The 20,049-nt window shown below is 68.5% G+C and carries 18 protein-coding genes and 1 pseudogene; 7 read left to right on the top strand and 12 right to left on the bottom strand.

Annotation, left to right across the window (positions count from 1 at the left end; genetic code table 11):
- Positions 1-27: 27 nt before the first annotated feature.
- Together LEL84_RS15820 and LEL84_RS15815 are read left to right on the top strand one after the other, a co-directional pair.
- Positions 28-684 (top strand): class I SAM-dependent DNA methyltransferase, encoded by a 657-nt coding sequence (locus LEL84_RS15820; RefSeq protein ID WP_226514331.1) that lies wholly within the window; start codon positions 28-30, stop codon positions 682-684.
- Between the two features lie 93 nt (positions 685-777).
- Complete coding sequence (locus LEL84_RS15815) at positions 778-1,464, top strand: GAF and ANTAR domain-containing protein (protein WP_226512100.1); 687 nt, start codon at positions 778-780, stop codon at positions 1,462-1,464.
- A 4-nt stretch (positions 1,465-1,468) separates the two neighbouring features.
- On the opposite strand, the gene LEL84_RS15810 is transcribed toward LEL84_RS15815, so the two are convergent.
- Positions 1,469-3,052 carry a SpoIID/LytB domain-containing protein gene (locus LEL84_RS15810; RefSeq protein ID WP_226512099.1) on the bottom strand — a complete coding sequence of 528 codons (1,584 nt, stop codon included), beginning with the start codon at positions 3,050-3,052 and terminating at the stop codon, positions 1,469-1,471.
- 464 nt (positions 3,053-3,516) lie between these two features.
- Between LEL84_RS15810 and LEL84_RS15805 the strand changes: the two genes are divergently transcribed.
- The gene (locus LEL84_RS15805; RefSeq protein WP_065631259.1) at positions 3,517-5,250 is read left to right on the top strand and encodes a peptidoglycan recognition protein; all 1,734 of its coding nucleotides are present in this window, start codon (positions 3,517-3,519) and stop codon (positions 5,248-5,250) included.
- Between the two features lie 28 nt (positions 5,251-5,278).
- Here the strand turns inward: LEL84_RS15805 and LEL84_RS15800 are convergent, their stop codons facing one another.
- Genes LEL84_RS15800 through LEL84_RS15790 form a run of 3 tightly spaced genes read right to left on the bottom strand, consistent with a single transcriptional unit; the run spans position 5,279 to position 7,739 of the window.
- On the bottom strand, positions 5,279-6,118 hold the full coding sequence (locus LEL84_RS15800) for a Cof-type HAD-IIB family hydrolase (protein WP_065631260.1): 840 nt from the start codon (positions 6,116-6,118) through the stop codon (positions 5,279-5,281).
- Complete coding sequence (locus tag LEL84_RS15795; RefSeq protein WP_068970552.1) at positions 6,118-6,930, bottom strand: lysophospholipid acyltransferase family protein; 813 nt, start codon at positions 6,928-6,930, stop codon at positions 6,118-6,120. The genes LEL84_RS15800 and LEL84_RS15795 overlap by 1 nt, the downstream gene beginning before the upstream one ends.
- Before the next feature lie 38 nt (positions 6,931-6,968).
- On the bottom strand, positions 6,969-7,739 hold the full coding sequence (locus tag LEL84_RS15790) for a lysophospholipid acyltransferase family protein (protein ID WP_068970553.1): 771 nt from the start codon (positions 7,737-7,739) through the stop codon (positions 6,969-6,971).
- A 214-nt stretch (positions 7,740-7,953) separates the two neighbouring features.
- Between LEL84_RS15790 and LEL84_RS15785 the strand changes: the two genes are divergently transcribed.
- Entirely contained in the window at positions 7,954-9,558 is a 1,605-nt protein-coding gene (locus LEL84_RS15785) for a Rieske 2Fe-2S domain-containing protein (RefSeq protein ID WP_068970555.1), read from the top strand.
- Positions 9,559-9,561: 3 nt separating this feature from the next.
- Here LEL84_RS15785 and LEL84_RS15780 read toward each other — a convergent pair.
- Positions 9,562-11,688: pseudogene (locus tag LEL84_RS15780) on the bottom strand (molybdopterin oxidoreductase family protein); the annotation flags it as partial.
- Between the two features lie 303 nt (positions 11,689-11,991).
- Here LEL84_RS15780 and LEL84_RS15775 point away from each other — a divergent pair.
- Entirely contained in the window at positions 11,992-12,204 is a 213-nt protein-coding gene (locus LEL84_RS15775) for a hypothetical protein (protein WP_058250921.1), read from the top strand.
- 72 nt (positions 12,205-12,276) lie between these two features.
- Here the strand turns inward: LEL84_RS15775 and LEL84_RS15770 are convergent, their stop codons facing one another.
- The 4 genes from LEL84_RS15770 to LEL84_RS15755 are packed head-to-tail and all read right to left on the bottom strand — an operon-like array spanning position 12,277 to position 15,517.
- On the bottom strand, positions 12,277-12,786 hold the full coding sequence (locus LEL84_RS15770; protein WP_226512098.1) for a GNAT family N-acetyltransferase: 510 nt from the start codon (positions 12,784-12,786) through the stop codon (positions 12,277-12,279).
- 43 nt (positions 12,787-12,829) lie between these two features.
- Positions 12,830-14,083, bottom strand: coding sequence for a lipase family protein (locus tag LEL84_RS15765; RefSeq protein WP_226512097.1), 1,254 nt, complete (start codon positions 14,081-14,083; stop codon positions 12,830-12,832).
- Positions 14,084-14,112: 29 nt separating this feature from the next.
- On the bottom strand, positions 14,113-15,045 hold the full coding sequence (locus LEL84_RS15760; protein ID WP_065631264.1) for a DMT family transporter: 933 nt from the start codon (positions 15,043-15,045) through the stop codon (positions 14,113-14,115).
- Between the two features lie 52 nt (positions 15,046-15,097).
- The gene (locus LEL84_RS15755; RefSeq protein WP_226512096.1) at positions 15,098-15,517 is read right to left on the bottom strand and encodes a VOC family protein; all 420 of its coding nucleotides are present in this window, start codon (positions 15,515-15,517) and stop codon (positions 15,098-15,100) included.
- 73 nt (positions 15,518-15,590) lie between these two features.
- Between LEL84_RS15755 and LEL84_RS15750 the strand changes: the two genes are divergently transcribed.
- Positions 15,591-16,166 (top strand): helix-turn-helix domain-containing protein, encoded by a 576-nt coding sequence (locus LEL84_RS15750; protein ID WP_058250916.1) that lies wholly within the window; start codon positions 15,591-15,593, stop codon positions 16,164-16,166.
- A gap of 76 nt (positions 16,167-16,242) precedes the next feature.
- Here the strand turns inward: LEL84_RS15750 and LEL84_RS15745 are convergent, their stop codons facing one another.
- The 3 genes from LEL84_RS15745 to LEL84_RS15735 form a co-directional block, all read right to left on the bottom strand.
- The gene (locus LEL84_RS15745; protein WP_226512095.1) at positions 16,243-17,178 is read right to left on the bottom strand and encodes an EamA/RhaT family transporter; all 936 of its coding nucleotides are present in this window, start codon (positions 17,176-17,178) and stop codon (positions 16,243-16,245) included.
- Between the two features lie 14 nt (positions 17,179-17,192).
- Entirely contained in the window at positions 17,193-18,452 is a 1,260-nt protein-coding gene (gene serS, locus LEL84_RS15740; protein WP_058250914.1) for a serine--tRNA ligase, read from the bottom strand.
- A gap of 66 nt (positions 18,453-18,518) precedes the next feature.
- The gene (locus LEL84_RS15735) at positions 18,519-18,944 is read right to left on the bottom strand and encodes an ankyrin repeat domain-containing protein (RefSeq protein WP_223259060.1); all 426 of its coding nucleotides are present in this window, start codon (positions 18,942-18,944) and stop codon (positions 18,519-18,521) included.
- A gap of 81 nt (positions 18,945-19,025) precedes the next feature.
- Between LEL84_RS15735 and LEL84_RS15730 the strand changes: the two genes are divergently transcribed.
- The gene (locus LEL84_RS15730; protein WP_226512094.1) at positions 19,026-19,994 is read left to right on the top strand and encodes a cation diffusion facilitator family transporter; all 969 of its coding nucleotides are present in this window, start codon (positions 19,026-19,028) and stop codon (positions 19,992-19,994) included.
- Positions 19,995-20,049 lie beyond the last annotated feature (55 nt).

The following is a 20,049-nucleotide window of genomic DNA, read 5'->3' as shown; positions in this document are numbered from 1 at the left end:
ACACCGACGATCATCAGGACTGACGACATGGCCGACGACCACACTGCAAGGAGCCGAGAAGGGCTCGCCGACAACTACTTCCACGACATGTACCGAGACAGCGACGACCCCTGGGGCTTCACGACGCGGTGGTACGAACAACGAAAGTACGCCCTCAGCCTGGCGGCCTTGAGCTCTCCCCGGTACGGGTCGGTGTTCGAGCCCGGCTGCTCGGTCGGCGTGCTCAGCGCGCAGTTGGCCACGCGCGCCGATCATCTGCTGTGCACGGACGTCAGTCCGCGCGCGGTGGAGCTCGCACGCGAGCGACTCGACGGCCACGACTCCGTCGAGGTGCGCGTCGGCGACATCGTCTCCGACTGGCCGCCCGGCCGGTTCGACCTGATCGTCCTCAGTGAGGTCCTCTACTACCTCGGTGACGCGGATCTCGACGAACTGATCGCGCGGTTGCCGGAATGTCTGACCCCGACGGGCGAGGTGCTCGCGGTGCACTGGCGGTGGCGGGTCGAGGAGTACCCGCGAACCGGTGACGAGGTGCACGCGGCCCTGCGGTCGTCGGCGTTGCACCCGTCAGCGTCGTACTCGGACACGGACTTCTGCGTCGACGTGATGACTTCATCACCCATCGGGTCGGTCGCGCAACGAGAAGGACTCGTCACCGTCGCGGACGCGCACCGTACGGCATAATGATCTCTTTGAACGCCTGGGGGAGTTCGAAGCCTGCGCTTTGCTGTCGGTCCAGTCGAAGCGCTCTGAACAACGTCTCACGAGGAGGCAGGAGTGACCGAGTTGGCGGACTTCGGGGCTCAGATGACGCGCATCGCCGGCGAGATGCGCCGCGAGAGTGACGACACCGAAGCAGCGCTGCGTTCGATGACCAAATTCGCGGTCGACGCCATTCCGGGAGCCGAGTACGCGACCGTGACCCTCGTCGCGAACGGCACCATCGAGACGCCGGTGATGGTCGGCGACCTCGGCGGCCAGGCCGACAATCTGCAGCGGGACCTCGGCGAGGGCCCGTGCATCCGGGCTGCGGTCTCCGATCTCACCGTCTGGATCGACGACATGCGGACCGAGACGCGCTGGCCGAACTTCGCGGCTGCGGCAGCCGATCTCGGTATCCGGTCGATGGCCTGCTTCTACCTCTACATCGACGGCGATGACTCGGCCGCGCTGAATCTTCACAGCACCGAACCGGCGGCATTCACCGCCGAGGCCCGTCAACTCGGCGAGCTGTTCGCCGCGCACGCCGCGACCGCCTTCGGGGCCATCCAGGAGAAGCAGCAACTGCGCGCCGCGCTCGGCTCGCGCGACATCATCGGCCAGGCCAAGGGCATGATCATGGAGCGCTACCGGCTCGACGCCGACGAAGCGTTCGCACTGCTCGCCAGGTTGTCGCAGGACACCAACACCAAACTCGTGGAGGTCGCCACCCAGATCGTCAAGGCGGGACCGGAAGGCGACTGAGCTCTCAGCGGAACGCGTCGCGCTTCGGGAAACCGAGCGCGGGGATGCCGCCGCGATCCTGGTAGCGCTCGAGCCCCTTGCCGACGAGGACCCGCGGTCCGGTGGCCGGGGTGAAGAACATCATCCCCTTCTCGAAGAGCTGGGTGACGCCCGCGGCGTCGGGGGTCAGGGTCGGCACACCGAGCGCCTGGCCCAGCGGTCCGGTGATCCCGCCGAGGTCCGCGAACCGTCCGTTCATCGCCGACGTCGCCATGTCGAGGAACTTCGACGATCCGGGCAGGATCTGTTCGGCGAGCTGGTTGAGGCTGCCGAAATCGATACCCCCGCCGCCGGGCGACGCCGGGCCGGTGGGCGGTTTGACGATCCGCGGCGGCGAGGGCTGACCCTGGACCGCGAACCACGACGACTTCAGCTGCAGCTTGGTTCGAGCTTCCTCGCCACTCACTTCCGCGGTCCCGTCGGAGCCGACCGCGCGCACCTTGATCGCGCGTCCGTGTTCGGCGCCCAGGCCGTTGGCCTCGATCACCTCGAAGCTCCGCAGCGCACCGACTCCGAACGCCGATCCGATGCTGCCCGCGCTGACGGTGGCGGTCCAGTTGTGGTTGGGCGAGACCGTGTCGCCCTCGTCGACGACGGCCGGGAAACGTCCGCCGGCCGTGTAGCCGCCGGTCGACGCGGAGAACTCGGTGAAGGCCGGTTGACCGTTCTGCATCAGGATCTGGCCGGCGGTGGCGTCGGCGGCCGCGTTGGTCCGGCGGTCCTCGCCCGAGACACCGCCGTAGACCTGCGAATTCTGGGTGTCGTCGATCTTCTTGCCGCCCGCGATCGCCGCTAGTGCGTAGGTGCGGGCCGCCACGGCCTGCGCCTGCAGCGCCGCCGCGCCGCCGGAGTCGCCCCAGGCGGGCAGGCTCTCGCGCGGGATGACGCCCTTGACGTAGTCGTCGATGTGGATGCGATTGACCACGCGCCCGCCTTCGAGTCCCATGGCCCCGCGGTAGGCCTTGTTCGATCCGCAGAACTTGAGGAATTCACCGGCCGGGCGGTTGGGCGCCATGCTGAGGGGTTCGACGAAGGTGGCCGGCACCGACCGCACCACACCGCCGCCGCACCCGCTGCGGATGGTGGCCGTGCCCCCGGACAGGCTGACCGCCTGCCCGGGAGCCACCGTCTGACCACCGACTCGCATGCCGGCGTCCGCGTGCACATTCACCGAGCCCTGACCCGTGAGGGCCACCAGGATCTCGGGCCTGTCCACCTTCCCCGCGGTGGTGCCACCGTAGTAGTGGCGCAAGATCTGCTGTGCCGTCCAGCCCTTGCGGGCGTAGCCGTACGCTCCCCATTGCCCCATTCCGCGGCCGTGGCCATGACCGTGCCCGATCAGCGTCACCGTCGACCCGACCGAGAGCTCGACCTGTTCGGCCGATTCCGATGAGCTCGCGACAGCGAGTCCACCGGCCAGCAGTGCGGGCGCCAGCCCCGCCGCGGCCCAGGTCAACGCGCGGTTGCGGGCCCGTCCGGGCCGCGCACCGCTCGCCGGCCATCGCGGCAGAAGCCGTGTAGGTCGGGCTTTGGTCACTGCAGAACACATCCTTCGGTCGCGACGACACCAGCCGCGGGCGGCGAACTTCTGCACCGCTCGTAACGCCTGTGACTGATGTGACGATTGGGACTTAAGTGACCCTAGTGAATTCAGATGCCGATCACCAACCCGAGGGGATCACAACCGGATCACGAGTTGCCCGGGCCGCCGTGACCTCTGGCGCGGGGGTCAGGTCCCCGGATTCATTGCCACCTCATCGTCGAGCATCAACACATCAGTCACATCCGTCACACAGATAACAAGAACATCACGAGTTACCGATGCGCGGCGTGTGTCGCCGCCGTCGTCGATGCCTGACGGCGACGATGACCGCCGTACCGAGCACAGTCGACGACTTCGAAGTCCTGGTGGCTTCGACGCCGTCGGCTGCGCTGATGTCGACGGCTGAGCGGACCCGACCACACCCCCGGAGCACCAGCGCCGCGGTCCGACCAACCTGCGAGGAGACCTGAGTGCGTTACCCCAGACCGAAACCTTCGATCGCGCTCGCCGCGATCGCCGCCGCGGTCGTCGCGAGCCCGTTCGTGGTGATCGCGAGCCAGTCCGAACCACAGTTGGTGGACAACAAGCAGACGGTCTCCAACACCGAGATCGAGCAGGTCCCGTTACGGGAACTGCCCGCCGCCATCGTCGACGTGGCGACGTCCGGCCTCGCCGCGGCGGGGGTCGAACTGCCGCCGATCGATCCGGACGCGTTCCCGCTGCCGGATCTGACGGTCCCGCTGCCGAAGGGTCTCGTCCCGGGAGCCGGCTCATCGTCGAGCACCGATCCCTCTGCCCCATCGGGATCGCCGTCGAGGGAGTCATCGGCAGAATCGTCGCCGCCGGAATCCCCCTCGGCAGAATCGTCGCCGCCGGAAACCAGCTCGGAGACAACCGAACCCGCCGCCACCCCGACGACCGAGGCGCCCAGCAGCAGCGAGCGGTCGGCACCGTCGACGACGCGGGAACAGCCGGCGCCTCGAGGTGACCGGGCACCGGGGACCCCGACCCGATCGAACCCGAGCAGCACGACCCCGGCGACACCGACGATGGCCGACGGCCGCGAGGTCGGGGCGGCGGTCACGCACATCGTGCGCGAGGCGCCGATCAAGATGGTGGCGTTCACCTGGGAGCGACCCGTGGACGTCGACCTCAAGCTGCGTGCGAAGAACCCCGACGGCAAGTGGGGACCGTGGACGGTCCTGGAGCAGATCTCCCGCGGACAGGCGCCCAGCGCGAAGAACCCGGTCGGTACCGAACCGGTCTGGGTGGGCGACGCACGTGAGGTGCAGGTCGCCGCGAGCAAGGACGGCCTCGCGATCCCGGCGGCGGAAACCCAGGGCGGCGATCTCGCCCAGCTGGCCGTCGGCACCGCGAGCACGGTGGTGACGGAGTTGGCCACGGTTGCCCTCAATGCGCTGAAGGCGACGCTCATCAGCCCCGAGAGCCTGCTCGGCCTGGGTTCGTCGTTGCTGTCGCCGCTGACCGGCGGACCGCAGGTCGTGGCCCGCCAGGCCTGGGGCGCCGACGAGTCCATCCGGTGTTCGCAGCCGGTGTACTCGCCGCAGATGCGCGGTGCGATCGTGCACCACACGGCCGGCAGCAACGACTACACCCCGCAGCAGTCCGCGGAGATCGTCCGGGGCATCTACGCCTATCACGCACGCAGCCTGAACTGGTGCGACATCGGGTACAACGTGCTCATCGACAAGTACGGCCAGATCTTCGAGGGCGCGTTCGGCGGACTCGACCGCAATGTCGAGGGCACGCACACCGGCGGGTTCAACAAGGAGACCCTCGGGGTGTCGATGATCGGCAACCTCGAGGAGGCGCCGCCGACCGCGGCGATGGTGTCGGCGACCGGCAAGTTCCTGCGCTGGCGCCTCGGCAAGGCCGGACTCAACCCGGCGGGCACGGCGACGCTGACCTCAGAGGGGTTCGCGGGCACCAAGTTCGCGGCGGGCACGCAGTCGAACCTGCCGGTCATCTCCGGGCACCGCGACTACAACAGCACCAGCTGTCCGGGAGTCCACGGCTACGCGGCGCTCACCGCGATCCGGGCGCTCGCCGGCGGCGCCCCGCCGGCACCCGAACCGACGCCGCCCGCCGATCCCGCAGCCCCGGCACCTCCACCGGCCGCACCCGGTGCCCCCGCGCCGCCGGTCGAACCGGGTGCCCCCGCCCCGGTGCCGCCGGCGGCCTGAGCCGGGTCCGGCGATTCGCGGGGACGGATCAGGTTCCGGCGAACCAACGCTCGAGCACCTTCGCGACGCCGTCGTCATTGTTGCCCACGGTGACCTCGTCGGCGGCGTCGAGTGCGGTCGGATGACCGTGTCCCATCGCGACCCCGTGGCCCGCCCAGGTGAGCATCTCGGCGTCATTGGGCATGTCGCCGAACGCGATCACCGCATCGACGGGGAGTCCGGTGAGCTCGGCGAGCCGGGCGAGTCCAGACGCCTTGTGTGTGCCCGGTACGGACAGCTCGATGAGCCCGTTGTCGGTGGAGAAGGTCACCTGGGCGAGGTCGCCGACCATCGGCTCCAGACGACGAGCCATCTCGTCGGAGGCCATGCCCGGCTTACGGACCAGGAGTTTCACGGCCGGATCGCCGAACACCTCGTCGTCACCGACCTCGACGTGGTCGGGGTTGAGCCATGCGTGTTCGTAGCCGGCGCTCGCGACGAACGGTGCGGTCGCGGCGTCGTGTGCGGAACGGCCCGCCCGCTCGGCCGCGATGCCGCATCCCGGGATCTGCTGGTAGGCGATCTCGCCGAGTTTGACCAGGGCGTCGGGTTCGAGATTTGCCGACCAGAGCACGTGGTCGTGCTCGGCGTCGTAGATGATGGCGCCGTTGGCGCACACCGCGTACCGGACGAACGCGTCGGTGCCGGCGAACTGGTCGGTGATCTCGGCGATCCAGCGCGGGGGGCGACCGGTGGCCAGCACGAATTCCGTACCGGCGGCACGGGCGGCGGCGAGCACGGCCAGCGTGCGCGGGGAGACCCGGTTCTCGTCGTCGATGAGGGTTCCGTCCACGTCGCTGGCGATGAGTGTGGGTGGACCGAATGTCATCAGCGTCTGCTTTCTCTCGACCGTGATCTCTCGGCGGCTCGTCTCGCCCGCGCCTCGGCTTTGCGGAGCGCCTCGTCGGCTTCGATCACCGCGGCTTCCTGAGGTGTCGGTGCCGAACCGCCCAGTCGCGACGGAACCCAGAACTCACCCGGCGGGTGCGGACCGTAGGCGTCCTGGACCTCGATGAGCATCGAGTTCATGGTGTCGCGGAGCCTCAGGGTCTCACGCTCGGGGGACTCACCCGGAGCTGGGGTGAACGGCAGACCGAACCGGACATGCACCGGCAGCCGGCTCCGGCCGATGTTCCGCAGTCCGCCCTTCGTCCACTGGCGGTGGGCACCCCACACGATCGCCGGGATGATGGGCACCCCGGTCTCGGCGGCCATCCGGGCCGCACCGCTCTTGAACTCCTTGAGCTCGAAGCTGCGGCTGATCGTCGCCTCCGGATAGACCGCGACGATGTGGCCGTCCCGCAGCCGACCGAGCGCGGCTCGATACGCCTCGGCGCCACGCGACCGGTCCACCGGGACGGTCTTGGTGTGGTTGACCAGGAACCGCATGATCCCGATGTCCATGACCTCGGACTTGATGAGGAAACGGGTCCGGCGTCCGGCCCGCTGCACCCCGAGCGCGAGCGGCAGGAAGTCGACGTAGCCGGTGTGGTTGACGCACAGCACGGCGCCGCCGGAGTCGGGGATGTTGTCGATGCCGGTGAAGTGCAGGTCGAGAGCCTGCGCCCGGACGATCCCGTTGGCGATGAGCTCCAAGGTGCGATACACCGGCTCGCGGTGTCCGTGCCTGGCTGCGCTCATGGGTCCAGGTTAACGCCGCCTCACCGGCCGACAGTCGATCAGACGACCCCGGGGTCGTCCTTCCGCGGCTCGCGTTTGGCGGCACGTTCCGCCTGCTCCTGGGCGTCCATCCGGTTGGCCTCCTCGAGTGTCGGCGCCGAACCGCCGAGCCGGGCGGGGACCCAGAACTCACCCTTCGGGTGCTCGCCGTAGGCATCCTGCAGTTCGAGGAGTTTCGCACTCATGACCTCGTGCAGCTTGGCCGTGAGGGCGTCGGCGCTGCCCGTGGCCTCGAGGGGCTCGCAGACGCCGATGGAGATCTTGTACCCGGTGCGCCCCAGCTGTTTGGGGTGCCCCTTGGTCCACACACGCTGCGCACCCCAGATCACCGTGGGGACGATCGGCGCGCCGGATTCGATCGCCATGCGGGCGGCACCGGACTTGAAGGCCTTCAGCTCGAAGCTCCGGCTGATCGTCGCCTCGGGGTAGACCCCGACGAGCTCGCCGCGCTTGAGGTACTCGACCGCGTTGCGGTAGCTGTCCGCACCCTGCGCGCGGTCGACGGGAATGTGCTTGAGCGAACGCATGATCGGCCCGGAGATCTTGTTGTCGAAGACCTCCTTCTTCGCCATGAAGCGGACCTTGCGACGGCCCTGCAGGTAGGCCGGGATACCCGCGTAGGTGAAGTCCAGGTAGCCGGTGTGGTTGATCGCGACGACGCCGGCGCCGTCGTCCGGTACGTGTTCCACACCCGACACCTTGAACTTCAGACCTTCGGCCAGCCACAACAGGCGGGCGGCGGTGATCACGGTGTCGTACACGGGTTCCATGCGAGAGAGCTTAGCCACTCTCCCCGGAGCCCTCGCCGCCGTCGGCGGCCTGGTCGCCGTGACCGGCCGTTCATCACGCCAGGACCCGTGAGACTCCTCACGGTGAGCACCCCGCGGGACTCATGGCCCACGCACCGGCCCGGCACGGCTCGATACCCTGGACGTCTGTAGTGCCCTGCCGCGCAGCCCCGCGCACACCATGAAAGGCCCCTTCGTGCAGATCACCAGCATCGGTCATGCCGGTTTCCACATCCAGACCACCGCCGGATCGATCCTCTGCGACCCCTGGGTCAACCCGACGTACTTCGCCTCCTGGGTGCCCTTCCCGGACAACTCCGAACTCGACTGGAAGACGCTCGGCGACTGCGATTACCTCTACGTCTCGCACCTGCACCGCGACCACTTCGACGAGCGGAACCTGCGCGAGAACGTGAACAAGGACGCCACCGTCCTGCTCCCCGACTACCCGGTGCCGGACCTGCGCCGCGAACTCGAGAAGCTCGGATTCGCCAAGTTCGTGGAAACCACCGACTCGGTCAAGACGACGGTGACGAACGACAAGGGTTCGTTGGACGTCATGATCATCGCGTTGCGGGCGCCCGCCGACGGCCCGATCGGCGACAGTGGACTCATCGTCTCCGACGGCGAGACGGTGTGCTTCAACATGAACGACGCCCGGCCGATCGACCTGGACGTCGTCGACGAGGCGTTCGGGCACGTCGACGTCCACCTGCTGCAGTACTCCGGCGCGATCTGGTACCCGATGGTCTACGACATTCCGCGGAAGTCCAAGGCCAACTTCGCCTCTCAGAAACGTCAGCGCGGAATGGACCGTGCGCGTTCCTATATCGAGCAGGTCGGGGCGACGTGGGTGGTGCCGTCGGCCGGACCGCCGATGTTCCTCGACGAGGACCTGTTCTACCTCAACGACTTCGGGTCCGGCGAGACCGCGGACACCACGTCGATCTTCCCGGACCAGGAGACCTTCCTGGAGCAGATGCGCATCCACGGCACCGACGACGGCGAGAAGCACCGCGGCCTGATGATGGTGTCGGGTTCGGTCGCCGACTTCTCGGGACCGACGCTGAACGAGGTCACCCATCCCTACGCGCCCGCCGATGTCTTCGGCGAGAACAAGCGGGCCTACCTCGAGCGGATGAAGGAGAAGTTCGCACCGGTCATCGCCGCGGAGAAGGCCACGTGGGCACCGGCCGAGGGCGAGCCGCTGATCGGCGCCCTCCGCGAGCTGTTCGAGCCGATCATGGCGCAGTCGGATCTGATCTGCGACGGCATCGGCTACCCCGTCGGACTGGTGATGACCCCCGGCGGCGGCCCGGCCAACGACGCCACCGAGACCGTCGTGATCGACTTCCCGAACCGCATCGTCCGCGAGCCCAAGGAGGGAGAGGGCAAGTACCGCTACGGTTTCCGGATCGCCACCGAACTGGTCCGGACCGTCCTGCGCGACAACGAGCCCGACTGGGTCAACACCATCTTCCTGTCGACGCGGTTCACCACCTGGCGCATCGGCGGTTACAACGAGTTCCTCTACACCTTCTTCAAGTGCCTGACCGACGAACGGATCGCTTACGCCGACGGCTGGTTCGCCGAAGCACACGACGACTCGGCGTCGATCACCAAGGACGGTTGGGAGATCCAGCGGCGCTGCCCGCACCTCAAGGCCGATCTCGGCAAGTTCGGGGTCATCGAGGGCGAGAAGCTGACCTGCAATCTGCACGGATGGCAGTGGGATCTGCCCACGGGACGCTGCCTGACGTCGAAGGGGCATGAACTCCGCGCGTCGAAGCTCGACTCGTAGCCGGATCGCGGAGTGCGGGCTGGCGATCTCGACGAGGTCGCCGTCGTGCACACCGCTGCGCGCGGCATCGAGTGCGTTGACCTCCACCCACACCTCCGGCGCCACCCCGTCGAGTTCGGGTGCGCGGCCCGTCTTGGTGCGCGTGTGGAAGTGGTAGACCGTTCGTCCCGTGATCAGCGCGAAAGGGTGTTCAGCACTGGGACTCTCGGGAGGTGGCAGGTGTGGCGCCGCCTTGATCAGCGCCCGCGCCCCCGGGTTGAGGTCGCGGTACTCGTCGGGTTGCAGCGGCTCGCCGGTGAGCAGATCCTTGCCGTACGACTCGCAGTAGTCCGCCGCGCTGTAGAACCGGCCGTCGGCGTGGAGACGCTCGGTGCCCTCGGGAGCGTCCGCGGTGCACGGCCACTGCACGCCACCGCGGGCCCGCAGCAACTCATACGTCATCCCGCTGTAGTCGCAGGGCCGGCCCGCGCTGCACTCACGCCAGGCTTCGAAAGCGGATTCGGCATCCGTCCACGGGGGCAACGGCTTCCCATCCCGGTCACGGAAGTCCATCCGACGGGCGTAGTCGAGAAAGATGTCGAGGTCGGCTCTGGCCTCGCCGGGCGGATCGACGGCCTTCTCCGACAGGTGCACGGTGCGATCGGCGTTGGTGAACGTGCCCGTCTTCTCGCCCCAGCCAGCTGCCGGGAGGACGACGTCGGCGAGTGCGGTCGTCTCGTTCGGGAACATGTCCTGCGCCACGACGAACACGTCGTCCCGGTCGAGGATCGCCCGGATTCGCCTCAGCTCCGGCAGGGACACGGCGGGATTCGTGGCACTGATCCACAGCATCCGTATCGTCCCCTTCTCGGCGAGGCGGAAGATCTCCATCGCGTGGGTGGGCGGGTTTTCATGCGGGAGCTGGTCTTTCTCGATGTTCCACAGGTCGGCCAGTTCGCGCACGTGCGCGTCGTTCTCCCAGTTTCGGAACCCCGCGAGATCGCCGTCGGCCCCGCACTCCCTGGTGTTCTCGGCGGTGGGCTGGCCGTTCATCTGCAGCAGACCGCAACCGGGCCGCCCGAGCATCCCCCGGATGAGGTGGATGTTGTTGACCTGAACCGCCGCGGCGGTCGCCTGGTGCGATTGGTAGAAGCCCTGCAACACCGTCGACACCAGTCGTTCGGCGCTGCCCAACAGACGTGCGGCGTGACGGAGATCGTCGGCCGGGACATCGCAAATCTTGGCGACGCGTTCCGGTGGATAGTCGTCGACCATCCGACGCAGGTCGTCGAAACCGACTGTGTGCGAGTCGATGTAGTCGTGGTCGACCCAATCGTTGGCGATTATTTCGTGCAGCAGCCCGTTCATCAGCGCGAAGTTCGTGCCGGGCAGCGGTGCCAGATGGACGGTGGCATGCCGGGCCACCGGCGTCGTCCGCGGATCGACGCAGATGATGGCCGGCGGGTGGGGACCCGCGAGTCGGTCGAGGATGCGCATCCACGTGACGCTCTGGGTCTCGGCGATGTTGTGCCCGAACAGCGCGATGGTGTCGGCATGGTCGAGGTCGGTGTAGGTGCCGGGCTGACCGTCGCTGGCGAACGAGGCCTTCAGCGCTTCTGCGGCCGTCGCAGTGCACAACCGGGTGTTGCCGTCCACGTGGTCGGTGCCGATGGCGCCGTGCGCGATGACCCCGAGCGTGTAGTACTCCTCCAAGAAGAGCTGTCCGGACGTGTAGAAGCCGATCGCGGCGGGTCCGTATTCGTCGAGTAGAGCCCGGGACCGTTCGACGATGCGTCCCATGGCGTCGTCCCACGTCGCCTCGACCAGCCGACCGTGCTGCCGGACGAGCGGGCGGGTCAGTCGGTCCCGAGACGAACTGGCCTGCCATCCGTAGAGATCCTTGACGTCGACGCGACCACGGTTGACACGGTCGTCGGCCCGGCCGCGGACGCCGACGATCCGGTCGTCGACCACCGCGATGTCGAGGGCGTCGCCGTTGGAGTGCAGGACCGACGCCGAGCGAACCCATCGTTGTACCTCGTCATGACCGATCCCGTCGCCCAGATGCTGATCGACCCGGACCGGCCATCGTTCACCCGGCGCGTACGGGGTGCGCCCGCCCCAGAGGTCGTCGATGCGATCGGCCACGATTCCCTCCCCACGACGTCACGACGCCTTCGGACCGTCGGGGTGTACCCAACCGCGTCCGGAGTCATTCGTCGTCCGTGGACCGCGATTCGACGCCGGCCGATTACTCCGACGCGATTGTGGGTAGCCCTCCGGCACGTTCGCTCGCGACCCGTTACCGACCCGTTGCGCGCGACACGATCCGAGCTCGACGACCTCGGCAAGGGGGTCCCGGGCGCGGACAGATTTCTACGATGAGGAACAGGGCTCACGGCCGGACACGACGTCAGACCGCGAGTCGCACACAACGACCGTGAGGAGAACATCATGGCCAAGTACCGCGTCATCGATTCGAGCGAGAACGTCGTCGAAGAGAAAGAGTTCGACGATGCCACCGGCGCATACGACTGGTTCAAGACCGTCGCCGCACCGGACGACAGCCTCGGCACCGTCATGCAGGTGCACGACGACGGCGAGTGGAAGAACTTCGAGGTCTCGGACGGGGGCACCAACGCCAGCCCGTCCGCCGACGCCGACTGAACCGCCTCCCCTCGGCAGGACGAGGTCGGCCACCCTTCGCGCCCCGGGTCTCCCGGGGCGCGAAGTCCGTTCTCAGACCCCGAACGCAGCCGGGTAGGTGATCGTCCCGCTCGGCACCGGTCGCGCATCGTCGAGAGCCAGCGCCATCATCGCCTCGTCCGGGACGTCGAACGGTGCGCGGATTCCGAATCGGGACGCGGGGACGAAACCGAATCTCGGGTAGTACTCGGCGTGGCCGAGCACGACAACCAAGTTCTCGCCGTGCGCGCGGGCAACGTCGAGACCCGCGGCGATGGCCGCGGAGCCCGCCCCGGACCGTTGACACGACGGCAACACGGCGCAGGGTCCGAGCGTGAGCGCCGGCTCTGCGTCGACGCGGCACCGCGAATACAACGCGTACCCGACGATCGTGCTGTCGGCGTCGGTCGTGACGATGGAGAGCCCGTCGATCCAGGCGTCGCTGTCGGCCCGCAGCTCGTCGACGATCCGTGCTTCGTCGGGTGTCGGGAACGCCGCGAGCACCACGTCGCGGATCGCGTCGGCATCCCCGTCACGCTCGGCGCGGGTCGTCCACCTGCTCACGGGTTTCCCGTGCATCGAAGAGGATCTGCGGCCACGGCGGCAGTCACCGGCCGCACCCGCCGGCCGGCTGCCCGGAGAAGCGACTGTTGAGGAAGCCGAGCGCTTCGGCGCTCCACGGGATGAACGCCCGGGTGTGGTTCGAGCCGCGGTACTCGGTGAACGTCGTCGGCACCCCGCGGTTGCAGAACGAGCCGGCGAGGCGCGCGACATCGGCCGCGATCATCACACCGTCACCGGTGCCGTCGACGTTGCCGACCCCGAGCATCATGGGGCTGCGCGGAGTGCCGAGCGTCCCCATCACATTCTGCGAGATCGCCTGTCGGACACCGGGAACGTCCAGCAGGCCGCCGACCGTCGGCACGAGAAGCTGGTGATCGGTCAGACCCGGGTACTTGTCGGCGAACGCCTCGATGCACTCCCCCGCGACCTGTCCGAGGACCTGCTTGCCCTTCGGGGAGAGGTAGGACTGCATGTCGATGCCGTAGGTCTCGGCGTACACCGCCATCAGCGCCGGGATCACGCCGGCCCAGTTCTCACTGCCGTTGACGTAGCCCAGATTGTTGGCCGGGTTCACCAGCACGCCACCCGCGGCGGCCCCGACGATGTTCAGCTCCGGCGCGTAGCGCGGCGCCAGCTCGGCACCGAAGCCGGTGGGGATCGATCCGCCGGAGTAGCCGAACAGTCCGATCGGTGTCCGGGCCGGCGCCCGCAGGTGACCGAGTGCGGCACGCACGCTGTCGAGCGCGGAGTACCCCGATTCGCGCGCCATCGTCCAGCGCAGCCCGCGGCCCTCGTAGTCGGGGGCGGCGACGGTGTAACCGGCGGCGAGGAGCCCGGAGATGAGCGTGATGTCGATCGGCGCCTCCGCGGCATTACCGCCGCGCAGCGTGTACGACGGGTCGCACTGCGAGCCGAGGGCGTCGTAGAACGAGTGGTAGGAGACGACGCGGCGCGGCGCCCCGGCGGCAGCGCCCGGCGGCGAGATGACCGTGGTGACCGTCGCCGTCGGCCTGCCGAACTGGTTCGTCGTCCGGTAGAGGATCTGGGTGGCCGAGATCGGGATACTGGTTCCGCGCCAACCCAACTCGACCTGACGCGTCCGCAGCGCTGCGCCCGGTGACCGCGATTCGTAGCCCGCGGGCGGATCGTAGAACGGGTCCTGCGACGGCAACTGCGCCGGCGCTGCCGCGGGTACCGGAACGGGCGCCGCCGACACCGTGGGCGCGAGGAGGGACAGGGTCGTCGTCAGCCCGAGGATCGCGGTCAGCGTTCCGAGGCCGCGGGAGAGAGGCCGCATGGATCGTCATCATGCCCGATATGCGGCGTCTACGGCGTCTTTCGTTCCGCCTTCGGGTCTGACTGGCCCGAGGCGCCCCCGGAGGTGTCGTCCGGCACCGGGTTCTCGCCGGCCCGCTCGACCGCCTCGACCACCGGCGACATCGCCACCACCACCGCGCCGGCCACGGCAGCGACGAAGGCGATCACGGCGACGGCGCCCCAACCGGCACGCGTGGTGTCGCCGAGCACCAGGATGCCGATGACACCGGGGACGACCGTCTCGCCGACGACCAGAGCGGCCGACGCCGCGCTGACCGACCCCTTCTGCAGGGCGACGGTGAACATGTAGAAGCCACCCGGGCCACACAGGATGATCGCGTAGAGCGCCGGGTCGGTGAGCAGTTCACCGAGATCGAAGGGGTCGAGGCCGTCGAGGATGCGCACCGCGACCGCGAGGACCCCGAACAGCACGCCGGCGGAGAGGCCCGCCAGTACCGCGACACGACTCTGCATCCGCGGCAGGATCGCGGCGCCGAGTCCCAGGATCGCTGCTCCCACGACGAGCACCGCCCAGTGCAGCCACCATTCGTGCTCGTGACCCTCGTCGCCGGCCGAGAAGCCCAGCAGGACCAGCGATACGACGACGACCGCGATCGCCGTCCAGTCGCGGACCGACAACCGCGCGTGCAGGAACAGCGTGGCGAGCACGACGGTCACGACGAGGTTCGCACTGACGATCGGTTGCGCCAGGAACAGTGGGATCATGCGGGCGGCGACCATGTTGCCCAGGAATCCGATCCCGTCGAGCGCCGTGCCCGCGAGGAACGACACCGTCAGCATCGCGGTGATCGTCGACCGCAGCGACGGCGCCTCCCCCGGCGCGCCGGTGTCCTCGACACTCTGCGCGCCGCGCGCCTGCAACACCGACGCGGTGCCGTACGCCAGCGCCGCGAACACCGCCGCGAGGATCCCGATCAGCATGGTCGAACAGTAGCCACCGCCGGGCGGTCGTGCGGGACGATGACGATCGCGATCAGTTCGTCGACGCGTCGGCGACGTAGGCGTCGGCGAACTCGTCGGCCGCGGGGATCGGCTGGATGCAGTCGAGGAGTACGCCGTCGGGACCTTCGACGATGAAATGCCGCTGACCGAAGTCCTCGTCGCGCAACTCGAGTACCGGACGGAGTCCGTGTTCGTCCGTGAGACGTCGGTAGAGCACGTCGACGTCGTCGACCTCGATGTTGACCAGCAGTCCGGCGGCGGGTCGGCGGTGGCCCTCGGGGATCGTCGGATGAGTCGCATCCACGAGCCCCAGCTCGAACACGCCGGTGCGCATGCTGACGTACCAGTCCGCGGAGAAGGTGACCTCGAAGCCGAGAACCCGCTGGTAGAAGTTTGAGGCCGCGGCCACGTCCGTGGACATGAGAACCGGGTAGACACTGGTGACGTTCATGGTGGAGCTCCTTTACGTACGATGTGTTTGTATAACGGACTATACATACGCAACGTACGTAAAGGAACCTTCCATGCCGAGAGCCTCCGCCGCGGCCGCAGCCGAAACGGCCCGTGCCGTCCTCGCCGCCGCCACCCGTCAGTTCGCCGATCGTGGATTCTCCGACGTGTCCCTCGACGACGTCGCCGAAGCCGCGGGCGTCACCCGCGGCGCCGTCTATCACCACTTCCGCAACAAGGGCGCCTTGTTCGCGGCGGTCGCCGCGGCCTGCCATCAGCAGGTCGCCGATGCGGTCGTCGCGGCGGCCGAAGCCGCCGGCACCGACCCGGCGGGTCAGTTGAGTGCCGGGTCGCACGCGTTCGTGGACGCGATCACCAGTGGAGCCGCCGTGCGGATCCTGCTGATCGACGGACCTGCGGTGGTCGGCTGGGACGAGTGGCGCCGACTCGACGAGGCCGGGTCGGCGACCCATCTGCGCGAGGCCCTCGTGGCGGTCGGCGTCGACGGCGAGTTGGTCGACGTGATGACGATGCTGTTGTCGGGTGCGATGAACGAGGCCGCCCTCTGGCTCGCCCGGCATCCCGACGACGACACCGCACGCGAACGCGCCCACCGCGCACTGGATCGGCTGCTGGCCGCGATCGTGTGAGAGATCCGATGAGACCACGTTGCGATTCGTCCCGGAAGGCGGGATGGAACGTAACGCGAGCTGTGGGCCTCGTGGCCTATCGCCGTTCGACCTCGCGCGGCGGATGGCCGTACCCGCGAGGCGCATTCGTCGCATCGGCCTTCTCGACCGCGGTGACGGCACCCGACGACGCCAGTACGACGCCGCCGAGAACTGCGCCGAGGAAGGCCACGATCGCGACCGGACCCCATCCGGCACGCGTGACGTCGCCGAGGAACGCGATGCCGACCGCCCCGGGCAGGACCGTCTGACCGACGACCAGCGCGGCGGCCGCGCCGTTGACCGAGCCGGTCTGCAGCGCCACGGTGAACAGGTAGAAACCGCCGATCCCGCTGAGCAGCAACGCATACAGCGCGGGGTCGGTGAACAACACCGACAGATCGAGTGGGTCGAGACCGTCCAGGATGCGAGAGGCCACCGCCATCACACCGAAGACGGCCCCGGCGATGAGACCGGTCACCGCCGCGATGTGCTTACGCAAGCGGCGCATCACGATGACGCCCAGCGCTATCAGCGACGGTCCGGCAACGAGTACCGCCCAGTGCATCCACGCATCGTGCTCCACGCCTTCGCGACCCGCCGAGAGCGCGAGCAGCACCAACGACAGCACGATCACCGCCCCGGAGATCCAATCCCGCAGCGTCAGGCCGACTTTCAGGACCACCATCGCCAGCAGCGCGGTGGCCACGAGCCGTGCGGAGATGATCGTCTGCGACAAGAAGAGCGGGATCAGCCGTGCCGACGCGATGGTCGCGACGAAACCGATGATGTCGAAGACGAATCCGACGAGGAACGGCACCGTGAGCATGGTGGCCGCGGTGGAGCGCAACGACGGATGCGCGGCGGCGGACCGACGGCGCTCCTCACGGATCGCCGCTCGCTGAGCGACCTGCTCGGCGCCCAGCGCCTGCAGCACCGCTGCGGCGGCGAACGCCAGCGACCCGATCACCGCGATCACGATGCCGGCGGTCATGACAGGAGCTCAGCTCAACGCGGGGTGAGCACGTCGGTGCCCACGAACTTGGCGAGTTCGGCGGGCAGCCGGACCGAACCGTCGGGTTGCTGGTGGTTCTCGAGGATCGCGACCAGCCAGCGGGTGGTCGCCAGCGTTCCGTTGAGCGTCGCGGCGGTCTGCGGTTTGCCGTTCTCGTCGCGGTAGCGGATCGAGAGGCGTCGTGCCTGGAACGTGGTGCAGTTCGACGTCGAGGTCAGCTCGCGGTAGGTGCCCTGCGTCGGCACCCAGGCCTCGCAGTCGTACTTCCGCGAGGCCGACGAGCCGAGGTCGCCGCCGGCGACATCGATCACGCGGTACGGCACGTCGATGGCGGCGAGCATGTCCTTCTCCCAGCCCAGCAGGCGCTGGTGTTCGGCCTCGGCGTCCTCGGGCCGGCAGTAGACGAAGCCCTCGACCTTGTCGAACTGGTGGACGCGGATGATGCCGCGGGTGTCCTTGCCGTAGCTGCCGGCCTCGCGTCGGAAACAGGTCGACCAGCCGGCGTAGCGCTTCGGACCGTCGGACAGGTCGAGGATCTCGTCCATGTGGTACCCCGCGAGCGGCACCTCCGACGTGCCGACCAGGTACAGGTCGTCGTCCTTGTCGAGGTGGTAGACCTCGTCGGCATGGGCGCCGAGGAACCCGGTTCCCTCCATGACCTCCGGCCGGACCAGCACCGGCGGGATCATCAAGGTGAACCCGTTCGCGGTGGCCTTCGCCGCGGCCATGTTCAGCAGTGCGAGCTGGAGCTGCGCACCCTGGCCGGTGAGGAAGTAGAACCTCGAGCCCGACACCTTGGCGCCGCGCTCCATGTCGAGCAGTCCGAGCGACTCACCGAGTTCGAGGTGATCCTTCGGGTTCTCGATGGCGCGGGGCTCGCCGACGTGCTCGAGGACCACGTAGTCGTCCTCACCGCCGGCGGGCGCCCCATCGGCGACGATGTTGGAGATGGCCCGATGGGCCTTCGCCGCGGCCGCATCGGCCTCGGACTGGCGCGCCACCGCGGCCTTGACCTGCTCGGCGAGCTCTTTGCCCTTGGCCAGCAGCGCCTGCTTGTCGTCGCCCTGTGCCTTACCGACCTGCTTGCCGAGAGCTTTCTGTTCGGAGCGCAACGCGTCCGCCTCGACGATGGCCGCCCGGCGCTCGGCGTCGGCGGCGAGCAGCGCGTCCACCAGGCCCGGGTCCTCACCGCGGGAGCGCTGTGAGGTGCGGACGAGGTCGGGGTTGTCGCGAACAGTCTTCAGGTCGATCACGACTTCAAACCCTACTTGAGAGCACGATGCGAACCCGATCACGCCGTCGCAGTCCCCGGGGAGGTCTCAGCTCCACAGACGCCGCAGGTCCTCACGGCCGAACATCGCTGCCGCGGCATCGGCGGCCGGAGTCCCCACGTGCGGGTCCGCCCCGGCGTCGACGAGCGCCCGCACCACGTCGTCGAAACCCTTGAACACCGCGCCTGCCAACGGCGTCTGCCCCTTGTCGTTGGCGAGGTCGGCGTCGGCGCCGCGGTCGAGGAGGGCCGACACCGTCGACGCGTGGCCGTGGTAGGCCGCGAGCATGAGGAGCGAGTCACCGGACTGGTTGCGCAGATCGGCCGGGACGCCGGCGTCGAGGTAACCAGCGAGTGTGTCGGTAGCACCGGAACGCGCCATGTCGAAGAGTCGGGTGGCCAGTTCGACGACCTCGGGGCCCGGGGCGTCGATGCCGGGCCCGGCCTCGGATGCATCGTCGGAATGGGTTGCCACTCCCGCGAGTGTAGGCGCGGCCGACACTCCCTCGATCTGGGTGAGGCCGCGGGCACCGCATCGTGTGGGAGACTCGGCGCAGTGACTCCTCCCGACGCGCAGCACGAATCCGGCGGACCCGGCGAGAGTTTCCTGACGGTCGTCATCGCGTTCGTGTCGAACCTCTTGATCGCCGTCGCCAAGACCGGCGCCGCGATGGTCACCGGCTCCGCGTCGCTCGTCGCCGAAGCGGCCCACTCGTGGGCCGACACCGGGAACGAGATCCTGCTGCTGATCGCGGAACGACGCGCGCATCGGCCCCGGGATGCCCGTCACCCACAGGGCTACGGACGCGAGGCGTACATCTGGTCGATGTTCGCGGCGTTCGGGTTGTTCGCGGTCGGAGCCGCGGTGTCGGTGCAGCACGGCATCACCGAACTGCTGTCACCGGAGCCGGCGACGGATTACGGCATCGCCTATGCGGTCCTGGCGATCGCCGCGGTACTCGAGGGCATCTCGTTCGTGCGGTCGTATCAACAGGCGAAGCGCGGCGCGGTCAAGCGTCGGATCGGTCTGCTGCGACAGGTCTTCCGCACCTCCGACCCGACTCTGCGTGCCGTCTTCGCCGAGGACGCGGCCGCGCTCATCGGTCTGGCCATCGCCTTCGTCGGAGTGCTCCTGCACCAGATCACCGGGTCGGCCACCTACGACGCGATCGGGTCGATCCTGGTGGGCGTGCTCCTCGGAGTCGTCGCCATCGTCCTGATCAACCAGAACAGGCGATTCCTGCTCGGACAGGCCGTCGACGACGCCGTCCAGCAGCGCGTCCTCCGAGACCTGCTCGCACACAGCAACATCGAGCGCGTCACCTATCTGCACGTCGAGTACACCGGGCCCGTTCAGCTGTTCCTCGTCGCCGCCGTCGATTTCACGGGTGACGACGCCGAGTCGTCGGTGGCCGTCGCTCTCCGGCAACTCGAGAACGAGCTGGAGCGCGACCCGCGAATCACGGAGGCGGTACTCACCTTCTCCGCCCCCGGTGACACGGACCTCGTGCCCGACGCACCCTGATCCTCTCCGGGATCTCGTAGCGCAAAGGCGCGCTAGGCCGTGTCCTCGCTACGAG

It is taken from the genome of Gordonia sp. WA4-43 (genome assembly GCF_020520305.1).
GTDB classification, from domain to species: domain Bacteria; phylum Actinomycetota; class Actinomycetes; order Mycobacteriales; family Mycobacteriaceae; genus Gordonia; species Gordonia hongkongensis.
The sequence above is the reverse complement of the archived record's forward strand: the minus strand, read 5'-3'. Positions and strand labels throughout refer to the sequence as shown.

What these genes read in the sequence shown, in the direction of transcription:
- LEL84_RS15745 (WP_226512095.1), bottom strand. Translation starts at nt 17,178, where the DNA reads ATGACCGCCGGCATCGTGATCGCGGTGATCGGGTCGCTGGCGTTCGCC.
- LEL84_RS15765 (WP_226512097.1), bottom strand. Translation starts at nt 14,083, where the DNA reads ATGCGGCCTCTCTCCCGCGGCCTCGGAACGCTGACCGCGATCCTCGGG.
- LEL84_RS15790 (WP_068970553.1), bottom strand. Translation starts at nt 7,739, where the DNA reads ATGGAACCCGTGTACGACACCGTGATCACCGCCGCCCGCCTGTTGTGG.
- LEL84_RS15795 (WP_068970552.1), bottom strand. Translation starts at nt 6,930, where the DNA reads ATGAGCGCAGCCAGGCACGGACACCGCGAGCCGGTGTATCGCACCTTG.
- LEL84_RS15755 (WP_226512096.1), bottom strand. Translation starts at nt 15,517, where the DNA reads ATGAACGTCACCAGTGTCTACCCGGTTCTCATGTCCACGGACGTGGCC.
- LEL84_RS15760 (WP_065631264.1), bottom strand. Translation starts at nt 15,045, where the DNA reads ATGCTGATCGGGATCCTCGCGGCGGTGTTCGCGGCGCTGGCGTACGGC.
- LEL84_RS15775 (WP_058250921.1), top strand. Translation starts at nt 11,992, where the DNA reads ATGGCCAAGTACCGCGTCATCGATTCGAGCGAGAACGTCGTCGAAGAG.
- LEL84_RS15810 (WP_226512099.1), bottom strand. Translation starts at nt 3,052, where the DNA reads ATGTGTTCTGCAGTGACCAAAGCCCGACCTACACGGCTTCTGCCGCGA.
- LEL84_RS15750 (WP_058250916.1), top strand. Translation starts at nt 15,591, where the DNA reads ATGCCGAGAGCCTCCGCCGCGGCCGCAGCCGAAACGGCCCGTGCCGTC.
- LEL84_RS15820 (WP_226514331.1), top strand. Translation starts at nt 28, where the DNA reads ATGGCCGACGACCACACTGCAAGGAGCCGAGAAGGGCTCGCCGACAAC.
- LEL84_RS15800 (WP_065631260.1), bottom strand. Translation starts at nt 6,118, where the DNA reads ATGACATTCGGTCCACCCACACTCATCGCCAGCGACGTGGACGGAACC.